Raw genomic sequence first — 20755 nt, 5'->3', positions numbered from 1 at the left:
TGTCAGACCTTTGTCTTCTTCTTTGCCGGCTTCGCCTGCTCAGATGCCTCGTTTTCAACCAGATAGGGCGCCATGATGCGGGCAACCTCACTGATGACCGGAACGACCACCGAGTTGCCGAACTGCTTATAGGCGCGAGTATCGGAGACAGGAATTCGGAAGTTGTCATCGAACCCCATCAGGCGCGCACATTCGCGCGGCGTGAGGCGGCGGGGATTCTTCTTGGCGCCCTGCGAGATAAGGATCTCTGAACCATCCTTGTAGTAGCGGGCAGAAAGCGTGCGGCAGGTGCTTTCGCTGTTCACGAGGCCGAAGCCAAAGCCGTTGCCTTTGTCTCGATGCTTCGTAGCGTAGTTCTGCAGGTACTCCCAGAGCTTGTCCGAGAGTGTGTACTTCTCAAGCACCTTGCCGTTCGCACCATCAACGTAGGGGGAGTCAGTGGCTTCCGTTCCATCTTGGCTGTGAAGAACGGAGCCCATCCTTGGAGCATCCTCAAAGCTCGGCAGCTCGACCTTGTGGATATCGAAGTCGTTCGGCTCACGGAAGCCCACGATGATGATGCGCTCGCGGTGTTGCGGTCCGAAATGCTTGCCGTTGATGACCTTGTGCTTGACCTGGTACCCCAACTCGTTCTGCAGCACGTCAATGATGGTGGAGAACGTGCGGCCCTTGTCGTGGCTCATCAGGTTCTTCACGTTCTCAAGCAGGAACGCACGCGGCTTCTTCTCGGCGATGATGCGAGCCACGTCGAAAAACAGGGTTCCCTGCGTCTTGTCAGAGAACCCATGCGGACGGCCCAGCGCGTTCTTCTTGGATACTCCGGCAATCGAGAACGGCTGGCAGGGGAAACCGGCGAGCAGAACGTCGTGGTCGGGAACGTCGGCTTCGTGGACCTTGGTGATATCCGTGGCGAAGGTATGCCCTGGTCCGTCGTGAAAATTGGCCTTGTAGGTCTTGACCGCGTAGGGGTCCCACTCGCTGGTGAACACGCAGCGTCCACCCTGCTTCTCGAATGCCGTGCGGATACCGCCGATGCCGGCGAACAGGTCGATAAAGCGAAACTTTCCTTCGCCGGTCGGCGGGTCGCCGAAGGGCAGCAGGCGCTGGCGGATGGCTTCCGCAACGTAGGGCTTGGGCTCGGTCTCGCGGACTTGCCAACGTTTGACGGTCTTCGGATCAACTCCAAGGGCTTGGGCGACCTCCTTCGTTGAAAAGCGCTGGAGGGAAAGGTCGATCAGCTCGTACGTATTCATGGATGCTCCGGGAATTCAGTGGACAGTATGTCCAATTTCGTCCCGTGGGTGAAGAGGGGGTATCGCTGGAGGGAGCACTGAGAGGTCAGGGAAGCCCGGCTGGGACGTTGACACTGGGCCGTCTCAAAGACTGCGATCGCGACTCGCGCGGTCCATGGAGCTTTGCCGATCAAGAGAAACGAACTATTTCCAACGCTCTTCACCATCCCGAATGATTTTCCCCTAGCGTAGAACCTCCTGTGGCACACACCTCCCCTTGCCATCCCGGCAAGGGCAAGCCCTGCAGGAGCTCCAACATGTTGACGCCGAGGGAAGACGAACCCGATGACATGCGCCCCATGCGCAAGCCCTACGCCCGCCCGGCACGGAGCTACCGCGTAGGCGCGCTGACGTACCCGGGCCGCGAAGAGTACGGTCCTACCGAGATTGTTCCCTATCTCAAGCTGCGCGGTCGTTGGCTGGACAAGCTCGGCTTCGACGTAGGCGCCCGCCTGAAGGTGGAGGCCACGCACGGCAGCATCACCCTTAAGGTGGCGGAGCGGCCCGTGGCGTTGGTCAAGAAGATCCTCCGCAAGTTGCAGCGCCGAACCGGCTGAGCGCTCGCTCCTGCCCACGTGTATCCGTCGCATACCGGGTTCTCTCAGGGCCTGCCCGTGTTCGCGTTTGATGTTCAGTTGAGGTTGTGGGTGCTGCCGTTTGATCTGGAGCAGGGGAAACTGGTGGTGCCAAAGGTTTGGTAGACACGTGCCTTGGTCGGGAGGTGTTGCTGGTAACGGTGCAGGCCATACCCGCAGCCTATCCTGCTACCATTCCCCTGCTAACCCAGCCAGCCCACCCAGCGCAGACAGATGCGGGGCCGGCCGTCACACGTACGGCCCAGCGAGCCAGGACACCCTCCCGTGCCCCTTCAAGGAAGCTCGCATGCTCCGCAATTCCGTAATCCGCTCGGCCGCTCTGGCCTTCGCCATCTCCCTGAGCCTTGGCGCCCCGTCCGCGTTCGCCGCCGACGAGGCCACGGCATCCGCCAGCACCGCGGCTGTCCAGCGTAAAGCCATCGCCCAAGGCGTCTACGAGCTGGCTTTCAGCCCCAAGCAGAACGCCGTTTTCGTCGCCTCCTCGGGCGGCTTCGGCGATGCGGCCGGTCCGTCCCAGGTCCTGCGTCTGAACCCGGAAACGTTGGCCATCGAGACCGCCATTCCGCTGGAACGCAAGGCGTTCGGCGTCGTGCTGGACGATGCAAACAATCGGCTGTACGTCGGTAACACCGTCGATACCTCGGTCACCGTGGTCGACACTGCCACCAATAAATCGGTCGGCATCGTGCAGCTGATGGAAAAGAAGGTCGGCAAGGATGGCAAGGCCGCCTACACCCACGATCTGCGTGAGCTGGTCGTCGATGGCGCCAACAACCGCCTGTACGTCACCGGTCACTCCGGCGAGGGCAGCGTCCTGTTCGTGGTGGATACGCAGTCGCTGAAGGTCATCAACACCATTCCGGGCCTGGGCAACGCCAAGGCGCCGGGTCTGGCGCTGGATGCCAAGGCCAAGCGCGTGTACACCTCCAACCTGCTGGCCGAGGTCGTTACCGTCGGCACCGACAGCGGCAAGGTCGAGCAGCGCTTCAAGGTCAGTGCCGAGCAGCCGATGAACATCGCGCTGGATCCGGCCGGCAAGCGCCTGTTCGTGACCGACCAGGGCTCGGAAATGATCCGCAAGTACCAAGCCAGCAGCTCCGGCTTCGAATCGAAGCATCCGGGTCAGCGTGTGCTGGTGCTGGACCGCACCACCGGCAAGGAACTGGCCAGCATCCCGACCGATGCCGGCCCGCTGGGCATCCTGCTGGATGCACCGCGCAAGCGCCTGTACGTCACCAACCGCGATGGCGGCACCGTGACCGCGTACAACAGCGACACCTACAAGCAGGTGGCCACTTACGCGGTGCCGACCCACCCGAACAGCCTGGCGCTGGATGCCAAGAAGAACGTGCTGTACGTGACCGTCAAGAACGGTGACAGCGAGCCGAAGGGCAGCGAAGAGTCAGTTGCTCGGATTGCGCTGTAAGTCCGTCAAGTCTCAGGCGCGCCGACCATCTCAATGGTGGTCGGCGCGCACGTGCTCTTACCAGCAAAGGCATTAATAGCCTAACGCAATGCCATTCTTCATCCGTCTTCCGGGCAGGCTTTCATTCCGGTTACTTTCGCAATCGGAATTCGGTGGACCGTATCGTCCGGGCTACCGTGTTTGCGTGCCAAGTAGGTGCCTCCCAGGTTGGAAAGAAGGCTTAGGCCTACAGTTTTTGCTTCATCGACCCCGCTCGGGGCAATCAACTTGGCGAAATCGGCGGCGTCGCGTGTCAGCTCCAGCGTGACACATCGATTGCCGCCGGATGCGCTGTCGCGCAGTACCGCTGCGGTCAGCGCCGCTCCACTAGGTGGGAAGGTGAAGGCGATCGATATGGCCACCAGAGCTCCAAAAAAAGCCTGTTTGACGAAGCCGGCATGACTGCTTGTCAATTCAATTATCCTTATAAGCAGCACTTGAAGAATGGCAACTAATATTGTTGCAACAATCAAAATTCCAAATACGATCCATTGATTCATGGAGTCACTAACGAAACGAAGGCTGAGCTGCATCGTGATCAACGCGACCATCATCTGAGCCACGCCCGCTGCCATGTAAAGCGCGATGGAATCAATTGCCATCGTGTCCTTGCTTGGCGTTCGTCTGATACGGTGGATTGTAAAGGCGAAGGTGGAACTTGAGATGGCGATGGCCAATGGGATGACCCATGTATCGGGCAATCCGAAGCTCACAGTGCCGATGAGTGCACCGGCGATCATGAATCCGGGAATCGCCAGGGCGAGGAGCCATTGACGCACCTTTCTACGTCTCGCTCGACGCGCACTTGGAAGCACGCGCACGCGACCATCCGGCTCGCGCACTGCACCTTCGAACATCAATAGTGCAGGGAGTATCGGTAGTGCAGATAGTACGACTACGATGAACGTGATGCGCCCGAGCAACAGTGGAAGCGCTGCAATGATGTCCGATGAAGCTATCTCCAATGGCACACGGCCGATTGTCGCAAAATGATAGAGACCTGTGCTGGGAAGCAGGAAGGCCAAGGCGCCGAGAATGATCGGATGACGCTCGATCCATCTGGCGATCAGCTTTGAATCTTCTCTCCATGTCCCGACCTTCGGGGGAGGCGGAAGCTGTGATCCTTGCATCTAAGTATTTCCCTTTTCTGGATTGAAGAAAATCTAAATGGAATCCAGATGTCTGGCGTCAAACAACATCAAAAAATGAGATCTATCGAATTCAGGTCGTACTTGGCGCGCTCAATCCCGGCGGTCCTCTTGGCCGTTGCTGGCGATTCCCGAGCATAAGCGCTGAGAGGCACCGTGCCCGGGTGGGCATGGTCGACTTCTACGAGACCTCATTCCAACGCAACAACGCGCAGCTGGCACAACGCTCTGTCAACGGTAGCCGTCGTAGTGCAGCAGTCAATGCCGCACGCGATGCCTGGTGCGCGCCAAGACCATGCAGCAACAGGGTTATGGCCAACCCGCAGCAGGCAGCGCTGGGCGGCCTCGCCGTTGTGCAGCTGGCAGCCTCCGGCGTGATCTCATGACAGTCCATGTACCGGTTCCCAGCGTCGACGATGCCCCATGGCAACTATCGTCGGGCGCCGTCTCAGAAGCTGAGATCGCGCCGCGTCATCCCGTCGTCGTTTCGCTGAACCCATCGGCGGATGTCAGTCAGCCCCGTGCACGTCACGTCAGCGACATCGCGCTTTCTTTCACGGCTCACCCAACCCCCTCTCCCTAGGATCGAACTTCATTCCCCATCGCTCCAAGGAGTTCCCATGGCTGCTTCCCGCGTTCGCCTGCACGTTGAAGATTCCGGTGGCACCGGCCGCCCGGTAGTGCTGATCCACGGCTGGCCGCTGTCGGCCGAATCGTGGAAGGCGCAGGTCCCCGCGCTGCGCGAGGCGGGCTACCGTGTGGTGGCCTATGACCGCCGTGGTTTCGGGCGCTCGGAAAAGCCGGCCGATGGCTACGAGTACGACACGCTCGCCGATGATCTGGCCGGTGTGATCGAGGATCTGGACCTGAAAGACGCCACCCTGGTCGGCTTCTCGATGGGCGGTGGTGAAGTGGCGCGCTACGTCGCCAAGCACGGCGAATCACGCCTGCACAGCGTGGTCTTCGCCTCGGCGGTGCCGCCGTACATGCTCAAGACCAGCGACAACCCCGAGGGCCCGCTGACCCAGGAAAAGGCCGATGAAATGCGCGAAGGCCTGGAGAAGGACCGCGACACGTTCTTCGATGGCTTCACCAAGGATTTCTTCAGCGCCAACGGCGAGCTCAAGGTCAGCGAGGAAGAGCGCCAGGCCGCGATCAAGCTCTGTCAGCAGTCCGACCAGACCGCCGCGCTGGGCTGCATGAAAGCCTTCGGCACGACCGACTTCCGCGACGACCTGAAGAAGGTGACGGTGCCGACCCTGGTGCTGCACGGCGACAGCGATGGCACGGTCCCGTTCGAGGGTTCGGGCAAGCGCACCCATGCGGCCATCGCGGGCAGTGAGGTGGTGGTGCTGAAGGACGCGCCGCACGGCTGCAATGCCAGCCATGCCGATGCGTTCAACAAGGCGCTGCTGGACTTCCTGAAGAAGTAAGTCGCAGGTCGTTCTTCGCAGTACGCGCCCGGCACGTTGCGATGACGTGTCGGGCGTTCTTGTACGCTGCACCGGCTTAGCGAGAATGCAGCGCTACTCCACACGAGACCACCCATGCGCCCGTCCCAGACACCGCCCTGGAAGAAGCCCAGTCCCAATGGGAAGAAAAAGTCGCAGCCGCTCTCCGAGGCGCAGAAGGATGCGGCACGTCAGCGCGCCGAGGAGAACGGGCGGCGCTATCCCAATCTGGTTGACAACATGTGGGCGGCCAAACTGCCACGCGGCAGTTGACCAGCCCCTTGCTCAGCGCTTGACCGCGAGCACCCCGTCCATCGCCAGCTCGGCCTTGAAGCCTGCCTTTTCCAGCCGCTTGGCGACCTCGCGCGGCACATCGCGGCCGCTGGTCAGTTTGTTCGGCGCACCGGTGTAGTGGAACATCCGGCCGCCCTTGCGGATGACGCGCGCGAGCTGGTCGTAGAACACCTGTGAGTACAGCTCGCCAGCGATGCCGAAGCGCGGCGGATCGTGCAGGATCGCGTCGACCGAGGCGGTCTCCAGCCCTTCGATTTCCTGCGACACGTCACCCTGGCTCAGCGCCAGCCGACCGCCGCTGCTTTCCGCGTCCGGATCCGGCGACCACGGATTGAGCGTGCGCAGCCACAGCACATCCGGATTCTTCTCGAACGAGCGGATACGGGTGACTCCCCCTTCCAGGCAGCACGCCGCGAAGTAGCCCAGGCCGCCACAGGTATCCAGAACGGTCTTGCCGGCCGGTGCGATCAGCGCGACCTTGCGGCGGGCATCCTCAAACGGGGAGACCTGCGCGCTGGGCAGCATCTTGATGCCGTCGATCTCGAACGTCGGCGCGTCCCAGTCGGTCGGCACCAGCTTGATCAGCGCCGAGCCGAAGCGCGAGATCGCCAGGAATTCCTCGCCGTCCCAGTAGTACAGGGTGCGGTCCTTGGTCTTGCCGGGATAGGCGTAGGTTTCACCCTTCCACTGCCAGTGGTCGGCCGCCAGCGTGGCGGTGCCGGTGGAGCGGCCGAGGTCGAGCGAGCCGGTCCATTCGCCGGTGCCGGCATCGCGGGCGCGGGTCAGGCTCTCGGCGAGCGGGCGGGTCAGCAGGGGGCCGGTGTAGTGGGGCACGGGATCTCAGGCCGCGGCGCGAGCGCCAGACGGTATGGCAGTCAGGGGTGGGCATCGTACCTGAGAAGCCGCTGGCCGGCCGTCATGCAGCCCCGAGCTGCGAGGATTCCGACCCACGTGTGCGCGGGTATCCGAGGCGCCGGCAGGGAGTGCGCTGATCGAACTGCGCAGGGACGCTTCGGATACTTGGGTCATGTCCTACGACCACATCCTCTGGCCGACCGGTACCACCTATTTCTTCAGCGCGCACCTGCGCGATCGCAGCAGCAGCCTGCTGGTGGAACAGGCGCAGATCCTGCGGCTGGCGTTCCGGGTGGCGCAGCAGGCGCGGCCGTTCCGGATCAACGCGATCGTGGTGCTGCCGGACCATCTGCACGGCGTGTGGACGCTGCCGGAGGGCGACGAGGAGGGCCATCGCCGCTGGGCGCAGGTCCAGGCGATCTTCGACCGCCAGTTGCCGATGGCCGATCCACGGCTGCAGCTCCGGCGTGATCGCAGCCTGCGGCCACTGTGGCACAACGGCTTTCGCGAGCATCGGATCGTAGATGCCGAGGACCTGCAGCGGCATGTGGCCTACGTGCACCACAACCCGGTCAAGCACGGGCATGTGCGTGACGCGACGCAATGGCCGTACAGCTCGATCCACCGCGGCCGCCGCGAACCGGGGGAGGGCAGCTGACGTATGAGGATGGGGGCTTGCCCGCGGAGGCGTGCGGCAGGCGGTATCGGGGGATGGGTGTTGCGGACCGGGCTACTGGTGCGGGCGTGCGGTGGGCCGCAGCCGGCATCAGTGGCCCGGTAGGGGGGGGGCGCGAAGCATCTTGGCGATCAGGGGCATTTCACCGGGAACACCGGCCCGGCACCGATCAGGACCAGTGCCATGTAGTCGCTGTCCTTTGCTTTGCCTTTGAGTGTGGCACCGGGGTTGAACTTGAAGATGCCGAAGCCGCCACCGGGGCGCACCAGGGCCTTGTTGATCTGGTCGGCATCGTCGCGGAAGAACTGGGCGATCTCTGCGCGGCTGGATTCCTGCAGCGGCGTGGCGTCGCGCTGCCATTGCTCATCGCGGTTGAAGGACACGTAGTACTGGCCCTGCTGCTGCTCGATACGGAACTCGGCGGGCTTGCGTGCGTGGGTGGCGTAGCAGCCGAGCAACGGATCGGAGGAGAACACGCCGGCGCTGTTGTCCTTGCCGCAACCGGTCAGCAGGAGCGGGGACAGGATGAGCAGGCTGGAGAACAAGCTGGGCAACAAGCGCATGGCGGTTCCTGTCGGCGGATGTTGAGGGCATTGTCCAACACGGCATGAAAAGATCCCGTCTGTGTGCACCACGGGCGATGGTGTACGGTGACGCGATTCTCAGGAGACACCCCGTGCCGCCAGATTCTCCGCAAGCGCCGCGCTCACCGTCGACGACGCCGATTTCGGCTCAGCGATTCCCGCTGCTCGGCCTGGTCAGCTTCCTCGGCCTCCCCGTCGGTGCCGCCGCCGCCCACATCGCCACTGCGGCCAACCACGGGGTCACCGCGGGGGCCAGCACCACAGGTGTCTCCATCGGCGTCCTCGCGTCAGCGGCCGTGGGCCTGATCGCGACGGTCGGCTCGCGCGTGCGTCAGGAGCGCTGGCCGTGGCTGGGGATCGTCGGCGCGGTGTTCAGTGCCGCGCCGCTGGTGCTGTTCCTGGTCGGGATGATGTTCAAGCACTGAGGCAGTACCCAGGCAGGTGCCGAGGCACCGCCGGCTCCGCGCGGCCAATCGGCCGTCCGTGCGTTGATCAAGCAGGCAGCGCCGCATCCAGTCGGTGCACTTCCACCGTGACGTGCACCAGCTCTTCATGCACAGACAGCGCCTCGCGGATCTGATCGGCAGTGAGTGGATCGGCACTCACCAGGCTGGCCACGACCGCGTACTTGCCGCGACCTACCTGCCAGACGTGCAGGTCGGACAGCTGCGCCGACCACGGCCCCTGTTCGATCACCTCGCGTACCTCCGCCACCACCGGTGCGTCCATCTGCGCATCCAGCAACACACGGCTGGTGTCGCGCAGCAGGCCGATCGCCCAGACGGTGACCAGTACTGCGCCCACCAGGCCCATCACCGGGTCCAGCCACGCCGCCCCCCAGACCTTGCCGCCGATCAGCGCGGCGATCGCGAGCACCGAGGTGGCGGCGTCGGCGATGACGTGCAGGTAGGCCGAGCGCAGGTTGAGGTCCTAGGTGCCATGCGCGCCATGACCGCTCTGCTCATGCGCGTGGTGGTGCCCATGCCCATGGTGGTGGCCATGCGGGTGATGCCCGTGGTCATGGTGGTCGCGCAGCCACCATGCGCACAGCAGATTGACCGCCAGCCCGACCACCGCGATCGCAATGGCCTCGTTGTAGTGGATGGCACTGGGCACGAACAGCCGCTGCCCGGACTGCACGGCCATCAGCAGCGCGACGCCGAGCAGGGCAATGGCACTGGTGTAACCGGCCAGGATCTCGACCTTCCAGGTGCCGAAGGTGAAACGATGGTCGTGTGCATGGCGGCGTGCGAAACCGTACGCGAACACAGACAGCCCCAGCGCCAGTGCGTGCGAGCTCATGTGCCAGCCGTCGGCGAGCACGGCCATGGAGTTGAACCACCACCCGCCGATGATCTCCACGATCATCATCGCCGTGGTCAGCCAGAGCGCGCGCTGCGTGCTGCGCTCGGCCAGGGGATTGCCATCGTCGAACCGATGGGTGTGGCGGCGGGCGTCGGCGGCAGCGTTGAGGATCATGGGTCAATCCAGCCATTGGACTATACCCCTATAGGGTATATGCTCCGGCCCCATGTCGCACGTTCAACATCACCGCAAACCCTTGCTCGCCCGGGTCCGCCGCATGGCGGGCCAGGTCGCCGCACTCGAAGCCTCCCTGCAGTCGGCCGAGGCCGATTGCACCGATGTCCTGATGCAGGCCTCGGCCGTGCGCGGGGCGGCACACGCACTGTTGATGGCGCTGCTCGATGAGCACCTGCAGGAGCACGTGGTCGGCCCGGACGATCCGGTCGAGCGCGCGGCCGAGGCCCAAGTGCTGGTCAAGCTGCTGCGCGCCTACGGCAAGTAGGGGACGCAGCGCTCGCCCCGGCTCAGTGCCGGTGCCGTCGCCACGCGTTCCACACATGCGTGCTGGCCAACAGCAGGCTGCCGACCACGGTCATCGGGGTTTCGGCCTCGTGGCTCGGCCAGCCCATGGCGCCGGCCAGGAGCAACAGCAGCCCGACCAACGCGGCGGCCATCGCCAGCACGGGCAGACGGTGCTGACGGTGCGCGCGCCACAGCGCGAAGCCGGTCACCGGCGCGGCAATCGCCACAAACAGGGCATGCACCCACTCGGCCTCGGCCCACACGCCCATCAGCGGGAGCATCGCCGCGAGCAGCGGCAGGGCCAGGCAGTGCAGCAGGCATAGGCCGGACAGCGCAATGGCGCCGGCGTCCAACAGGGCAGAGGATCGCTTCATGGGGCGTGGGGGTCTTGGTCTATGAATGTTATATAGTAACATTTCAACTCCTCTCCAGACCTGCTCCGCCATGACTGCCTCTGCTGCCCTTCATGATTCCCGTCTGCCGGTAACGGTGCTGTCCGGCTTCCTCGGTGCCGGCAAGACCACCCTGCTCAATCAGCTGCTGCGCAACCGCGAGGGCCGCCGGGTGGCGGTGATCGTCAATGACATGAGCGAGATCAATGTCGACGCGCAGTTGGTCCGCGATGGCGGCGCGGCGCTGAGCCGCACCGAGGAGACGCTGGTGGAGTTCAGCAACGGCTGCATCTGCTGCACGCTGCGCGATGACCTGCTGCAGGAGGTGCGCAGACTTGCGGCGGAGGGGCGCTATGACTATCTGTTGATCGAATCGACCGGGATCGCCGAGCCGATGCCGGTCGCGGCGACCTTCTCGGTGCGCGATGAGGACGGCTTCAGCCTCAGCGACATCGCACGGCTGGATACGTTGGTGACGGTGGTCGATGGCGCGCAGTTCCTGCACGACTTCGGCTCCAGCGATCGGCTGATCGATCGTGGCCAGCAGGCCGGTGAGGATGACGACCGTAGCGTGGTGAATCTGCTTGCCGAGCAGATCGAGTTCGCCAATGTAATCGTGGTGAGCAAGTGCGATCTGATCGATGACGACACGCTGCAGTCCACGCTGGCCGTGCTGCGCGCGATGAACCGCGATGCGCGGCTGGTGCTGTCCGAACACGGCAACGTGCCGCTACACGAGGTGCTTGATACCGGCCGCTACGACTTCGTCAAAGCCCAGCTGGCACCAGGCTGGATGCAGGCGCTGCGCGGGCAGCACACGCCGGAGACCGAGGAATACGGCATCACCAGTTTCGTCTACCGCTCGCGCCGGCCGTTCCATCCGCAACGCTTTGCGCGCTTGCTGGAGACCGGGCTGGGCAGCGTGATCCGCAGCAAGGGTTTCTTCTGGCTGGCCAACCGCATGGACTCGGTGGGCGAGCTCTCCAGTGTCGGTGCGGCCACGCAGACCTCGGTCGCGGGGGTCTGGTACGCCTCGCGCGAGCGCATGGAGGCGGGCCTGGAGAACACCGTGCCCGAGCTGCCGCCCACGCGCGTGCCCTACACGGATATCGGCTGGGCCCGCCAGCAGGCGGCGTGCTGGACCGCGCCGCTGCCCAGCGTGGAACAGGTCGGCGACGCCGGTGAGTACCAGGCGATGCGCAGGCTGTGGCATCCCTGGTGGGGCGACCGCCGCCAGGAGCTGGCGGTGATCGGCGTTGCGATGGACGAGCACGCGGTGCGTGCCGAGCTGGATGCCTGCCTGCTCAATGATGAGGAACTGCGCGCTGGACCGCTATTGTGGCAGCTGTTGCCGGATGCGTTCCCGGCGTGGGCGCGCGCATGAGCAAACGGATGCCGGGGTTCAGGTGGCCAGTTGCCTTGCCATCTCCTTGATGACCACTTCGATGATCGTTCGCACCATGCGCATCTCGCCGTACAGGGTCACTCCGGCGACATCAGCCCAGTACGAATCTTCTGTTTCGATCTCCGCCTTTACCGATTCAGCCAACGGAACGACACTGGATGTCATCTCGGCAAGGCGCCGCTGCGCCAAGCGCGACGGCAGGCCCAGCTGTATCCCGGCATCGACCAGCAAGGCTGGCGTGATGTCGGCGAAACGCTGCACGCCGAGCAGATCCCAAGCAAGCGTAGACGCTTGCGGCCAGCTCGGACTGTCCTCTTTGTAGGCGCGACTGCGGCCCGCGACGGTGCTGAGCAGATCGTAGTGTGGGGCCAGGTCGGTGCCACCTGTGCCAACGAGAAAGCTCAGGTTCTTCAGATGGGCATCGTCGTTGCCAGTCAGCACATTGAACACCAACCAGTCAAACAGTCGCCTGCGCGTGTTGAGTCTCTCGCGGCAGTAGTGGATCGCCGCACCCAACGTCCGAAGGCTTCCCGCACTGTATTTGTCTCCGCGCTGGAGGTTCAACAGTTGGCAGGCGTCGATGGCATGCATGCGGCGTGTGCTGCCGCCGTCCGTTACACGGTCAAACCGTTCGATCAGAAAGACCGGCTCGGGCACATAGCGTCGCTGCACCTCGGGCACCATCAGCCCCATCGCGCGGGCCAGGCGCATGACAAAATACTCGTTGATCACCGTGTGCGGATAATCAGGGTCGGTACTGTCCGGCTTCAGAACATGGGTGGACGTTTCCGTGCCGACAGGCTGGTACAGCAAGCCTTGGTCTTCGATGACGGCCAATTTGTGTTGTGCGCCGGCCAGCGACATTCGCTTTTCCGCGCCGCCGGCCAGTGAGTGGCGCGGCAGGTTCTGGATGCGCTGGGAGAGTTCGGCATCCGGCAATCGCGCCCGGCTCCCTGGCGCCAGTGTTACATGCGGGGGCAGCAGGGTCAGCGCACCCGCGGATTCAGCACCGTAGTGGGTCAGCAGGGCGAAGTCATCGCTGCCGCGGAGTCCAGCGTCCTGCGCCACGCGTGTGCGCTGCTGATCTTCTGGGAGCAGATTGTCGAAGTACCATTGCACGGGGCGCGAAGTACTGCCGTCCAGAAGAGGGCTGTGGCTGCGCGGCAGCCAAGGCGAGAGGTCGAAGCTTTCTGGATGATCACGCCAGGTGGGCGTGTACTCGAACCGCCATAGGTTTCGATGCTCGTGCAAGGTGCCAACGGGCTGGCCATCCAGGGTGGCCAGCAACGAGCGCTCTGGATAGTGCAGCCCTTCCAGGAACACGTCACCCAACGCAGGTTGGGCAGCGTTGATGGATGACGGATTCATCGTTTCGCTCCGCGCATTCTGTCCTGCTCCTGCAGCAGTGCTACGGCCGCGTCGGGCACATCGATCTCCACGCGCAGGCCGAGTTCCGTTAGAACCTGGAACAGCTTCTGCCACTGCACAGTGCCGCCGCCGCGCTCGACCTTGGCAAGGAAGTTCTCGCTGACGCCGATCCCTTCGGCGGTGTCGTCCTGACGCATTCCCTGGCACTTGCGCGTGGCTCGGACCAAGGGACCGAGTTCTTCATGGTGCTTGAGCGTGACCTTCATGCATTATCCTTACGAACGTGTGGATTCTGCGGCAGTGGTGCGAGAATACGCCAAAATCCTTTTTAACGTAAGGATTTCTATTGAACGCGTGTCGACACGGGAATAATCCTCTCGATCATGAGGATTCAAGCCGGCCCGTCAGTTGCCACCCGACGCTCGTCGCGCTCAGAACGTCAGTCAAGCCGACCGCCTCCAGCAGCGCGTCATCGTGCGAGACGATCATCAGCGTGCCGCGGTACTGGCTGAGCATCTGCTCCAGCGCGGTCAGCGAGGGCAGGTCGAGGTGATTGCCGGGTTCGTCGAGCAGCAGCAATTGCGGCGGCGTCTGCGCGTACAGCACGGACGCCAGCGCCGCCTTCAGGCGTTCGCCACCGCTGAGCGTGCCCAACGCCCGCAGGCTGCGCTCGGCATCCAGGCCGAGCAGGGCCAACTGGGTGCGCAGCGTGCCTTCGTCGGCGACCGGATGCGCGCGCTGCAGCAGTGACAGGGCCGAGGCGTCATCGGGCAGCATCGTGAGCGACTGATCGAGCAGGGCGACGCTGGCCGCCACCTCGACATGCCCCGACAGCGGCGCCAACGTGCCGGCCAGCAGCCGCAGCAGCGTGGATTTTCCGCTGCCATTGCGGCCCTGCACGCCGATCCGCTGGCCGCGCTGCACGGTGAGATCCAGCGTGTTCCAGGGCGCCTGCACCCACGTCAGTTCGGCGGCGATGAGCTCGGCCACGCGCTGCGGCCCGGGCTGTTGGATCACCGGGGCGAGCAGGGCGATCTCAATGTCCTGCTCCACCTCGCCGGCAGCCTCGCGCACGCGCGCATCCAGTTCGGTACGACGCTCGCTCTGCTGTGCCTGCCAGCGGCCGGCAGTGTGCTCGCTGCGGTTCTTCATGCCACCGAGCAGAATCGGTGCCTGGTTGGCGGTGCGTGCATCGCGTGTAGCGCGCGCTTGCCGATGCGCCATCTTCTCGCGCTGATCGCGCAGCTCGGTCTGCTGCTGGCGACGCTCGCGCTTGCGCAGGGCCAGCTCGGTCTGGGCACTGCGCCGCTCGCCGTGTTTCTGATCGGCGTAGAGATCGTAGTTGCCGCCGTACTGGCGCAGCCCGCTTGGCGACAGTTCGACGATGCGCGTCATGTGCCGCAGCAGCGTGCGGTCGTGGCTGATCACGATCAGGCCACCGCGCCAGCGCTGCAGCGCCTCGATCAGGCGCGTGCGGTGGGCGGCGTCGAGGTGGTTGCTGGGTTCATCCAGAATCAGCCCCTCGGCGCCGGACAGGAACGCACCGGCCAGCGCGACCTGCATCGCCTGGCCACCACTGAGCGTGGCCGCCGGCTGTAGCGGATCCAGCGCGGGCAGCCCTAGCAGCTGCCATTGGGCCTGCAGCTGCTCACGGAGGTCCCAGCGCTCACCCACGCGGGTGAAGTCGTCCGGATCCACGCCGCCGGCCTCGATACGGTGCAGGGCGTCGAGCACCGTGCCGACGCCGGCCAGATCGGCGATACGGCCGGCGGGCACGCCGCTGTGCTGCGTGAGCAGGTGCACCGGCCCGCTGCGCAGGACGCGGCCGGCGGTGGGCGTAAGATCGCCACTGAGCAGGTGCGCGAGCAGGCTTTTGCCCACGCCGTTGCGCCCGACCAGGCCGGTCGGGGTGCCGTCGAAGGCGGCGGACAGTTCGGAAAACAGGACCCGGCCGTCGGGCAGGGTATGCGTCACGCGGTCGAGCGTGAGAGCGAATGCGGTCATGCGACCTCCATTGGATGCCAAAGACTCCCCTCCTGCGGAACAGGTGGGTGGAGACGGGCCGTCAGACGACGGCGGCATCAATGGCGCATGTAGGCCTACCTCGGCAACAAAGGCGGCTGGCTGCCGCGCTGCCAGTATAAAACCGCCCGGCGGCAGGGCGATGAACGCCGCCTGCTCAGCAGCTGACGCCGGTCAGCCGGGCGCTGATGAAATCGATGAAGACCCGCAGCTTGGGCAGCACATGGCGGCCGGAGGGCCACAGCAGGTAGAAGGTGCCACAGGCATGGATGCGGTCGGCCATCACCCGCTGCAGGCGGCTGTCGGCCAGTGCCTCGCGCACCGAGTGCTCGGGGATGTAGGCGATGCCGCGCCCGGCCAGCGCGAAGGCCAGCCGCGCTTCGATCGTGTTGCTGACCATCGACACCGGCAGTGCCAGCGGCGCTGCGCCCGGCGTCTGCGGCAGCGGCCACGGCTCCAGCTTGCCGCTGCTGGGGAAGCGGTAGTGCAGGCAGTCGTGGTGCAGCAGGTCCTCGGGCACGCGAGGCGTACCGCGGCGGGCCAGGTAGTCCGGGGACGCGACCAGATAGCGCGGAAACACGCCGAGCTGTCGGGCGCTGAGGCGCGAGTCGGTCGGCGCGCTGACCCGCAGCACGGCGTCGAAGCCTTCCTCGATCACATCCACCAGCCGATCATCGAAATCCAGCTCCAGGCGGATGCCGGGATACGCCGCCATGAACTCGGTGAGCAGCGGCAGCGAGATGTCGCCGACCAGCGGCAGGCTGACCCGCAGCACCCCCGTGGGCGCCTCGGTCTGCTGGACCAGCTCATCGCGGGCGGCGTCACGCTCATCCAGGATGCGCCGGCATCGGACCAGGAAGCGCTCTCCCTCGGCGGTGAGGGTGACGCTGCGGGTGCTGCGATGGAACAACCGCACGCCGAGTGCCTGCTCCAGACGCGACACCGTCTTGCCGGCTGCCGAGGCGGAGATGCCGAGCATGCGGCCGGTCTCGACGAAGCTGCGGGTGTCGGCGACCTGCACGAAGGTCTGCAGGTTGCCAAGGTTGTCCAGGGCTGACATGGGCGCTTGCATGGGAAGAGAGGAGTCACTGTAGCGGCCGGCAGCGCGTGCGGGGGCTGGGAGGGATGCCCAGGGCCGCAACGCTGCGATGCGGGGGCGGCAGGTTCTGGTTCCAGACCTTGCGGGACAGGCATTCGAGCGATTGCGGCCATGCAGCTCCGGAATGTGCGGAGCGTCACCCCGCTGTTTCGACGGCGGCCCAACGCCTACGGTGGCGCTCCCCCTTCCCCTGGTGCCCCGATGTCTGCCCTCACTGACCTTCGCGATCTCTACTCCAACTGCGCTACGGCACCAACGCAGGCGCGCCCATGAGCGGGCACGCGGTCGATTCCAACGCCTTCCCCCTGCCCAACGCCGCCAGCCGGTTGCCCTTCGGCGGGCTGCTCGCCCTGGCCTGCGCAGGCTTCATCACCATCCTCACCGAGGCATTGCCGGCCGGCCTGCTGTCCCCGATGAGCGCCGATCTCGGCGTCAGCCGTGCGCTGGTCGGGCAGTTGGTGACGATCTACGCGCTCGGCTCGCTGGTCGCCGCATTGCCGATGACCGCACTCACCCGGCGCTGGCCACGCCGCCCGTTGATGCTTACCGCGATCGCCGGCTTCGTGGTGGTCAACACCATCACCGCGATGACGCACCACTATGGGCTGATGCTGGTCGCGCGCTTCTGCGCGGGCATCAGTGCTGGCCTGCTGTGGTCGCTGGTGGCCGGCTACGCCAGCCGCATGGTGGTGCCGCAGCTGCAGGGCCGCGCGATCGCCGTGGCGATGGTCGGCACGCCGCTGGCACTGTCGTTGGGCATCCCGGCCGGTACGCTGCTCGGCCAGACCATCGGTTGGCGCTGGGCGTTCGGATTGATGTCGCTGCTCAGTGTCGGCCTGCTGGTGTGGGCGCGGCTGGCGCTGCCCCCGCTGCCGGCCCCGGGCGCGGCGGCGCAGCAACCGCTGGTCAGCGTGCTGCGCCTGCGCGGCATGCGGACCGCCCTGCTGACGATGTTCCTGTACGTGCTGGCGCACAACGTCCTGTACACCTACATCGAACCGTTCGCGGCGCTGTCCGGCGCGGCGGTGTGGCTGGATCGTCTGCTGCTGGTGTTCGGCGTGGCCGCGCTGGTCGGCATCTGGATCACCGGCCTGCTGGTGGACCGCTGGCTGCGCGCGCTGGTGATCGCCAGCACGGTGGCCTTCGCACTCTCGGCAGTGGCGTTCGGCCTGTGGCCGGGCTCGCCGTGGGTGCTGGTGATCGGCACGGTGGTCTGGGGAATCTCCTTCGGTGGCGTCCCCACGCTGTTCCAGACTGCCGTGGCGCGTCGTGCCGACGAGGCCGGGGACATCGCGCAGTCGTTCGTGGTGACCGGCTGGAATCTGGCCATCGCGCTGGCGGGCATCGTCGGCGGCGTGATGCTGGAAACCGTCGGTGAACGCTGGCTGCCAGCGGTCCTGCTGGTGCTGCTGCTGGCCACGTTGATGGTGGTGCTGCGCCAGCCGCGTGCCTGGGCGCCGATCACGCACTGAGCCCAGCCGCCGCACCCGGCAAGGTGGAGCGCGATACCCGGCGCTATGCTGGGGCCGGGTATCGCGACGGGAGCAGCGGGTGCGCAAGGGATTCTTTCGATGGGGTGTGCTGGCACTGCTGTGCCTGGCCGGTATCGCGCACGCGGCCGAGCCGGAGCGGCGCATCGCGCTGACCATCGACGACCTGCCCTGGCAGCGTCTGGACGAACGCGCCGAGCCCGCGCTTGCCGCCCGCCATGCGCAGTTGATCGCGGCCCTGAAGCGGGCCGACGTGCCGGTGGTGGGCTTCGTCAACGAGGTCAAACTCGAGGTGGATGGACGGGTGCAACCTGCGCGCGTGCAGATGCTGCGCGACTGGCGCGATGCCGGGTTCGAGCTGGGTAACCACACGTTCGGCCATGTCGATCTGCACGCGATCGGGCTGGCCGCGTATGAGCAGGACATCCTGCGCGGTGAGATGACGCTGCGCCCGTTGCTGGCCGAGACCGGGCAGACCCCGCGCTGGTTCCGGCATCCCTATCTGCGTGCCGGGCAGTCCCCGGAAGAACGTGCTGCGCTGGGCGTGTTCCTGCAGCAGCACGGCTACCGGATCGCGCCGGTCACCGTCGACAACAGCGAGTGGATCTGGGCGTTCGCCTACGACCGGGTGCGTGATACCGAGGCCGATCCGGTCGCGCGTGAGGCCCGCCTGCGCCAGCTGCGCCGCGGCTACGTGCCGTACATGCTCAACAAGCTGGACTACTACGAGCAGCAGGGGCAGCAGCTGCTGGGCCGGTTGCCTGCACAGGTGTGGTTGATCCACGCCAATGCGCTCAGCGCGGACTGCGTGGAAGAGCTGGTCGCCGCCACGCGCCGGCGCGGCTATCGCTTCATCTCGCTGGAGGCGGCACTGCAGGATCCGGCCTACCAGCATGCCGATGGCTACAACGGCGCCGGGGGCATCAGCTGGATCCAACGCTGGGCGATGGCCGAGGGCAGACCGAAGGCGTTCTACGCTGGCGAGCCGCAGCTACCGGCGTGGGTGATGACGCTGGCGGGGCTGGAGGCCGAATAGGCAGTCGGCTCAGCCGGGCTCGTCGTTGCCGGGTTTCTGCATGTCTTCCGGCGCCTGTCCGTACTGCTGCTTGCGTTGCTGGTGGAAGGCCACGAACTCGTCCGGCGGCAGTGCCCTGGAGAACAGCCAGCCCTGCCCGAACTCCACCTGGCGCGCCTGCAGGTAGGCCAACTGCGCGGGCGTTTCCACGCCTTCGGCCACGGTGAACAGCCCCAGCGTCTTGGCCATGTCGATGATGTGCGAGGTGACCGGGCTGGTGGCGCTGTCGGTCCCGATCGCATCGATGAACGACTTGTCGATCTTCAGCGCATCCAGCGGCAGCTGCTGTAGGTACTGCAGGCTGGAATAGCCGACACCGAAGTCGTCGATCGCCACGCAGTGCCCCATCCGCCGTGCATTGGCCAAGCTGGTACGCGCCCGGCGGATATCGATGAAACCGCGCTCGGTCGCCTCCAGCCAGATCTGCTGGGGATGGATGCCGGTGCCCTGCAGTTTGGTGCTCAGTACCTTCAGCGCCCGTCCGCTGCTGACATCCTCGGCGGCCAGATTGATCGCGATGTGCGCGCTGCGGTCCTGCACCAGCAACGCGCGCATGTCCGTGATCACGTGGTCGATGACCTGGTCGGTCAGCGCCTCGATCAGCCCGGCCTCCTCGGCCAGCGGGATGAACAGATCCGGCCGCACCAGGCTGCCGTCGGGACGACGCCAGCGCACCAGCGATTCGGCGCCCACGCAGATGCCGGTATCCAGCTCGATGATCGGCTGGTAGTGCATGAAGAACTCCCGCCTGCGGACGGCCGTGGCCAGTTCGCCGCGCAGCGACAGCCGCCGTCGCGACAGCCACACCACGCCACCGATCGCCGCCAGCGCGCCCAGCACCCCCAGCGGAATGAACTGCCCGATCTGGTGGCGGAATGCGGCGACCAGATCGGTGCGTGGGGCGGTGGCGATGGCCAGCCATTCCTGGTCCTGCGCGGTGGCATACAGCGTCTGCCCTTCGATACCGCTGGCCGGCTCGCGCAGCAGCCGCTGCAGCAGGGCCTGGTCCTGGATGTCCTGCTGGGCGATCAGCCGTCCGTCGGGGCTGGCGACGGCCAGCCGCACGTTGGGATCGACGATGACATCGATCAACCGCGCCGGGTCCATCAGGATGTCGTAGTGGCCGTAGCTCAGGGCCATCAAGGGCTGCTGCGGCGTGCCGGCGAGCGGACGGATGTCCAGGGTGATGCCGGCGCCCTCGGCGGTGACATAGGCCGGTGGGGGCTGCACGACGCCCGGGTCCATCGGCCCCCACGAGGTGCAGGCCAGCCGGCCGTTCTCGAAGTACCCGATCTGCTCGGCCGAGTGGGTGCGCATCACCAGCCCGCGCATCAGCTGCAGGTGCTCGGGCGAGCAGGGCACCAGGGTGCTGCGATTGAGTTCGCGCAGGGTATTCAACGCGCCCTCGTAGGCGCGGTGCGCGCGCTGCAGGGTGCGCTCGGCGGTGGTCTGCAGCCGCACCTGTTCGAACTCGCTGGCCCGGCTCCAGGTGAAATAGAACACGGTGGCGATCGGCACGAGGGCGCCGAGCAGGGCCAGCAGGATGGTGACGGCGATGATCCGGGCGCGGTTCAAGCAGATCTCGATGCCTCGTCGAAAGGGGGGTCCATGGCAGCCCGGCGGGCCAGGGCAGTCGCGGCCCCGAGCCGCTATATGACCATCAGTGCGCGGGGATTGAAACCAGAGGCTTTGGGATGCCGCTGGGCCAGGCGGCGT

General features: G+C 65.5%; 20 protein-coding genes and 1 pseudogene. 10 read left to right on the top strand and 11 right to left on the bottom strand.

The features are described 5' to 3' along the window. Positions 1–2: 2 nt before the first annotated feature. On the bottom strand, positions 3–1253 hold the full coding sequence (gene dcm / locus EDF74_RS17675) for a DNA (cytosine-5-)-methyltransferase (RefSeq protein WP_123731332.1): 1251 nt from the start codon (positions 1251–1253) through the stop codon (positions 3–5). 296 nt (positions 1254–1549) lie between these two features. On the opposite strand from dcm, the gene EDF74_RS17670 reads away from it, so the two are divergent. Together EDF74_RS17670 and EDF74_RS17665 are read left to right on the top strand one after the other, a co-directional pair. After that, on the top strand, positions 1550–1849 hold the full coding sequence (locus EDF74_RS17670) for a SymE family type I addiction module toxin (RefSeq protein ID WP_123731331.1): 300 nt from the start codon (positions 1550–1552) through the stop codon (positions 1847–1849). A gap of 325 nt (positions 1850–2174) precedes the next feature. Beyond that, positions 2175–3314, top strand: a complete 1140-nt coding sequence (locus EDF74_RS17665) for a YncE family protein (protein WP_123731330.1) — start codon at positions 2175–2177, stop codon at positions 3312–3314. 98 nt (positions 3315–3412) lie between these two features. On the opposite strand, the gene EDF74_RS18170 is transcribed toward EDF74_RS17665, so the two are convergent. Beyond that, complete coding sequence (locus EDF74_RS18170) at positions 3413–4483, bottom strand: hypothetical protein (RefSeq protein WP_139146313.1); 1071 nt, start codon at positions 4481–4483, stop codon at positions 3413–3415. Positions 4484–5121: 638 nt separating this feature from the next. Here EDF74_RS18170 and EDF74_RS17655 point away from each other — a divergent pair. Both EDF74_RS17655 and EDF74_RS18275 read left to right on the top strand, forming a co-directional pair. Further along, entirely contained in the window at positions 5122–5934 is an 813-nt protein-coding gene (locus tag EDF74_RS17655) for an alpha/beta fold hydrolase (protein ID WP_123731329.1), read from the top strand. Positions 5935–6048: 114 nt separating this feature from the next. Then, positions 6049–6225, top strand: coding sequence for a hypothetical protein (locus EDF74_RS18275; protein ID WP_184997359.1), 177 nt, complete (start codon positions 6049–6051; stop codon positions 6223–6225). Positions 6226–6237: 12 nt separating this feature from the next. Here the strand turns inward: EDF74_RS18275 and EDF74_RS17650 are convergent, their stop codons facing one another. After that, the gene (locus tag EDF74_RS17650; RefSeq protein ID WP_019185715.1) at positions 6238–7080 is read right to left on the bottom strand and encodes a class I SAM-dependent methyltransferase; all 843 of its coding nucleotides are present in this window, start codon (positions 7078–7080) and stop codon (positions 6238–6240) included. A gap of 193 nt (positions 7081–7273) precedes the next feature. On the opposite strand from EDF74_RS17650, the gene EDF74_RS17645 reads away from it, so the two are divergent. Further along, on the top strand, positions 7274–7759 hold the full coding sequence (locus EDF74_RS17645) for an REP-associated tyrosine transposase (RefSeq protein ID WP_123731328.1): 486 nt from the start codon (positions 7274–7276) through the stop codon (positions 7757–7759). 149 nt (positions 7760–7908) lie between these two features. Here EDF74_RS17645 and EDF74_RS17640 read toward each other — a convergent pair whose 3' ends face one another. After that, positions 7909–8340: a hypothetical protein gene (locus tag EDF74_RS17640; RefSeq protein ID WP_123731327.1), complete on the bottom strand. Its 432-nt coding sequence runs from the start codon at positions 8338–8340 to the stop codon at positions 7909–7911. A 113-nt stretch (positions 8341–8453) separates the two neighbouring features. On the opposite strand from EDF74_RS17640, the gene EDF74_RS17635 reads away from it, so the two are divergent. Further along, on the top strand, positions 8454–8786 hold the full coding sequence (locus EDF74_RS17635) for a hypothetical protein (RefSeq protein ID WP_260232314.1): 333 nt from the start codon (positions 8454–8456) through the stop codon (positions 8784–8786). A gap of 67 nt (positions 8787–8853) precedes the next feature. On the opposite strand, the pseudogene dmeF reads toward EDF74_RS17635, so the two are convergent. Beyond that, positions 8854–9840 (bottom strand): annotated as a pseudogene (dmeF, locus tag EDF74_RS17630) (CDF family Co(II)/Ni(II) efflux transporter DmeF). A gap of 52 nt (positions 9841–9892) precedes the next feature. On the opposite strand from dmeF, the gene EDF74_RS17625 reads away from it, so the two are divergent. Beyond that, entirely contained in the window at positions 9893–10168 is a 276-nt protein-coding gene (locus tag EDF74_RS17625) for a metal-sensing transcriptional repressor (protein WP_123731326.1), read from the top strand. Between the two features lie 22 nt (positions 10169–10190). Here EDF74_RS17625 and EDF74_RS17620 read toward each other — a convergent pair whose 3' ends face one another. Next, entirely contained in the window at positions 10191–10562 is a 372-nt protein-coding gene (locus EDF74_RS17620) for a MerC domain-containing protein (protein ID WP_121042376.1), read from the bottom strand. Between the two features lie 70 nt (positions 10563–10632). On the opposite strand from EDF74_RS17620, the gene EDF74_RS17615 reads away from it, so the two are divergent. Further along, positions 10633–11964, top strand: coding sequence for a GTP-binding protein (locus tag EDF74_RS17615; protein ID WP_123731325.1), 1332 nt, complete (start codon positions 10633–10635; stop codon positions 11962–11964). A gap of 18 nt (positions 11965–11982) precedes the next feature. Here EDF74_RS17615 and EDF74_RS17610 read toward each other — a convergent pair whose 3' ends face one another. The 4 genes from EDF74_RS17610 to EDF74_RS17595 all read right to left on the bottom strand — a co-directional run bounded on the left by EDF74_RS17610 (position 11983) and on the right by EDF74_RS17595 (position 16435). Continuing rightward, positions 11983–13353: a HipA domain-containing protein gene (locus tag EDF74_RS17610; RefSeq protein WP_123731324.1), complete on the bottom strand. Its 1371-nt coding sequence runs from the start codon at positions 13351–13353 to the stop codon at positions 11983–11985. Next, positions 13350–13619 (bottom strand): helix-turn-helix domain-containing protein, encoded by a 270-nt coding sequence (locus tag EDF74_RS17605; RefSeq protein ID WP_123731323.1) that lies wholly within the window; start codon positions 13617–13619, stop codon positions 13350–13352. Before EDF74_RS17605 ends, EDF74_RS17610 begins: the two co-directional genes overlap by 4 nt. 115 nt (positions 13620–13734) lie before the next feature. Then, entirely contained in the window at positions 13735–15357 is a 1623-nt protein-coding gene (locus tag EDF74_RS17600) for an ABC-F family ATP-binding cassette domain-containing protein (RefSeq protein WP_123731322.1), read from the bottom strand. A 175-nt stretch (positions 15358–15532) separates the two neighbouring features. Further along, the gene (locus tag EDF74_RS17595; RefSeq protein ID WP_123731321.1) at positions 15533–16435 is read right to left on the bottom strand and encodes a LysR family transcriptional regulator; all 903 of its coding nucleotides are present in this window, start codon (positions 16433–16435) and stop codon (positions 15533–15535) included. Positions 16436–16743: 308 nt separating this feature from the next. Between EDF74_RS17595 and EDF74_RS17590 the strand changes: the two genes are divergently transcribed. Together EDF74_RS17590 and EDF74_RS17585 are read left to right on the top strand one after the other, a co-directional pair. Further along, on the top strand, positions 16744–17946 hold the full coding sequence (locus EDF74_RS17590) for an MFS transporter (protein WP_123731320.1): 1203 nt from the start codon (positions 16744–16746) through the stop codon (positions 17944–17946). A 79-nt stretch (positions 17947–18025) separates the two neighbouring features. Continuing rightward, the gene (locus EDF74_RS17585; protein WP_260232313.1) at positions 18026–19000 is read left to right on the top strand and encodes a polysaccharide deacetylase family protein; all 975 of its coding nucleotides are present in this window, start codon (positions 18026–18028) and stop codon (positions 18998–19000) included. Positions 19001–19009: 9 nt separating this feature from the next. Here the strand turns inward: EDF74_RS17585 and EDF74_RS17580 are convergent, their stop codons facing one another. Further along, entirely contained in the window at positions 19010–20614 is a 1605-nt protein-coding gene (locus EDF74_RS17580; protein ID WP_123731318.1) for an EAL domain-containing protein, read from the bottom strand. Between the last annotated feature and the right edge of the window lie 141 nt (positions 20615–20755).

It is taken from the genome of Stenotrophomonas rhizophila (genome assembly GCF_003751305.1).
Lineage (GTDB): Bacteria > Pseudomonadota > Gammaproteobacteria > Xanthomonadales > Xanthomonadaceae > Stenotrophomonas > Stenotrophomonas rhizophila_B.
This window is presented reverse-complemented; position numbering and strand designations above follow the sequence as displayed.

Coding starts and splice junctions, on each gene's coding strand:
- dcm (WP_123731332.1), bottom strand. CDS start 1,253: ATGAATACGTACGAGCTGATCGACCTTTCCCTCCAGCGCTTTTCAACG.
- EDF74_RS17670 (WP_123731331.1), top strand. CDS start 1,550: ATGTTGACGCCGAGGGAAGACGAACCCGATGACATGCGCCCCATGCGC.
- EDF74_RS17665 (WP_123731330.1), top strand. CDS start 2,175: ATGCTCCGCAATTCCGTAATCCGCTCGGCCGCTCTGGCCTTCGCCATC.
- EDF74_RS18170 (WP_139146313.1), bottom strand. CDS start 4,483: ATGCAAGGATCACAGCTTCCGCCTCCCCCGAAGGTCGGGACATGGAGA.
- EDF74_RS17655 (WP_123731329.1), top strand. CDS start 5,122: ATGGCTGCTTCCCGCGTTCGCCTGCACGTTGAAGATTCCGGTGGCACC.
- EDF74_RS18275 (WP_184997359.1), top strand. CDS start 6,049: ATGCGCCCGTCCCAGACACCGCCCTGGAAGAAGCCCAGTCCCAATGGG.
- EDF74_RS17645 (WP_123731328.1), top strand. CDS start 7,274: ATGTCCTACGACCACATCCTCTGGCCGACCGGTACCACCTATTTCTTC.
- EDF74_RS17640 (WP_123731327.1), bottom strand. CDS start 8,340: ATGCGCTTGTTGCCCAGCTTGTTCTCCAGCCTGCTCATCCTGTCCCCG.
- EDF74_RS17625 (WP_123731326.1), top strand. CDS start 9,893: ATGTCGCACGTTCAACATCACCGCAAACCCTTGCTCGCCCGGGTCCGC.
- EDF74_RS17620 (WP_121042376.1), bottom strand. CDS start 10,562: ATGAAGCGATCCTCTGCCCTGTTGGACGCCGGCGCCATTGCGCTGTCC.
- EDF74_RS17615 (WP_123731325.1), top strand. CDS start 10,633: ATGACTGCCTCTGCTGCCCTTCATGATTCCCGTCTGCCGGTAACGGTG.
- EDF74_RS17610 (WP_123731324.1), bottom strand. CDS start 13,353: ATGAATCCGTCATCCATCAACGCTGCCCAACCTGCGTTGGGTGACGTG.
- EDF74_RS17605 (WP_123731323.1), bottom strand. CDS start 13,619: ATGAAGGTCACGCTCAAGCACCATGAAGAACTCGGTCCCTTGGTCCGA.
- EDF74_RS17600 (WP_123731322.1), bottom strand. CDS start 15,357: ATGACCGCATTCGCTCTCACGCTCGACCGCGTGACGCATACCCTGCCC.
- EDF74_RS17595 (WP_123731321.1), bottom strand. CDS start 16,435: ATGTCAGCCCTGGACAACCTTGGCAACCTGCAGACCTTCGTGCAGGTC.
- EDF74_RS17590 (WP_123731320.1), top strand. CDS start 16,744: ATGAGCGGGCACGCGGTCGATTCCAACGCCTTCCCCCTGCCCAACGCC.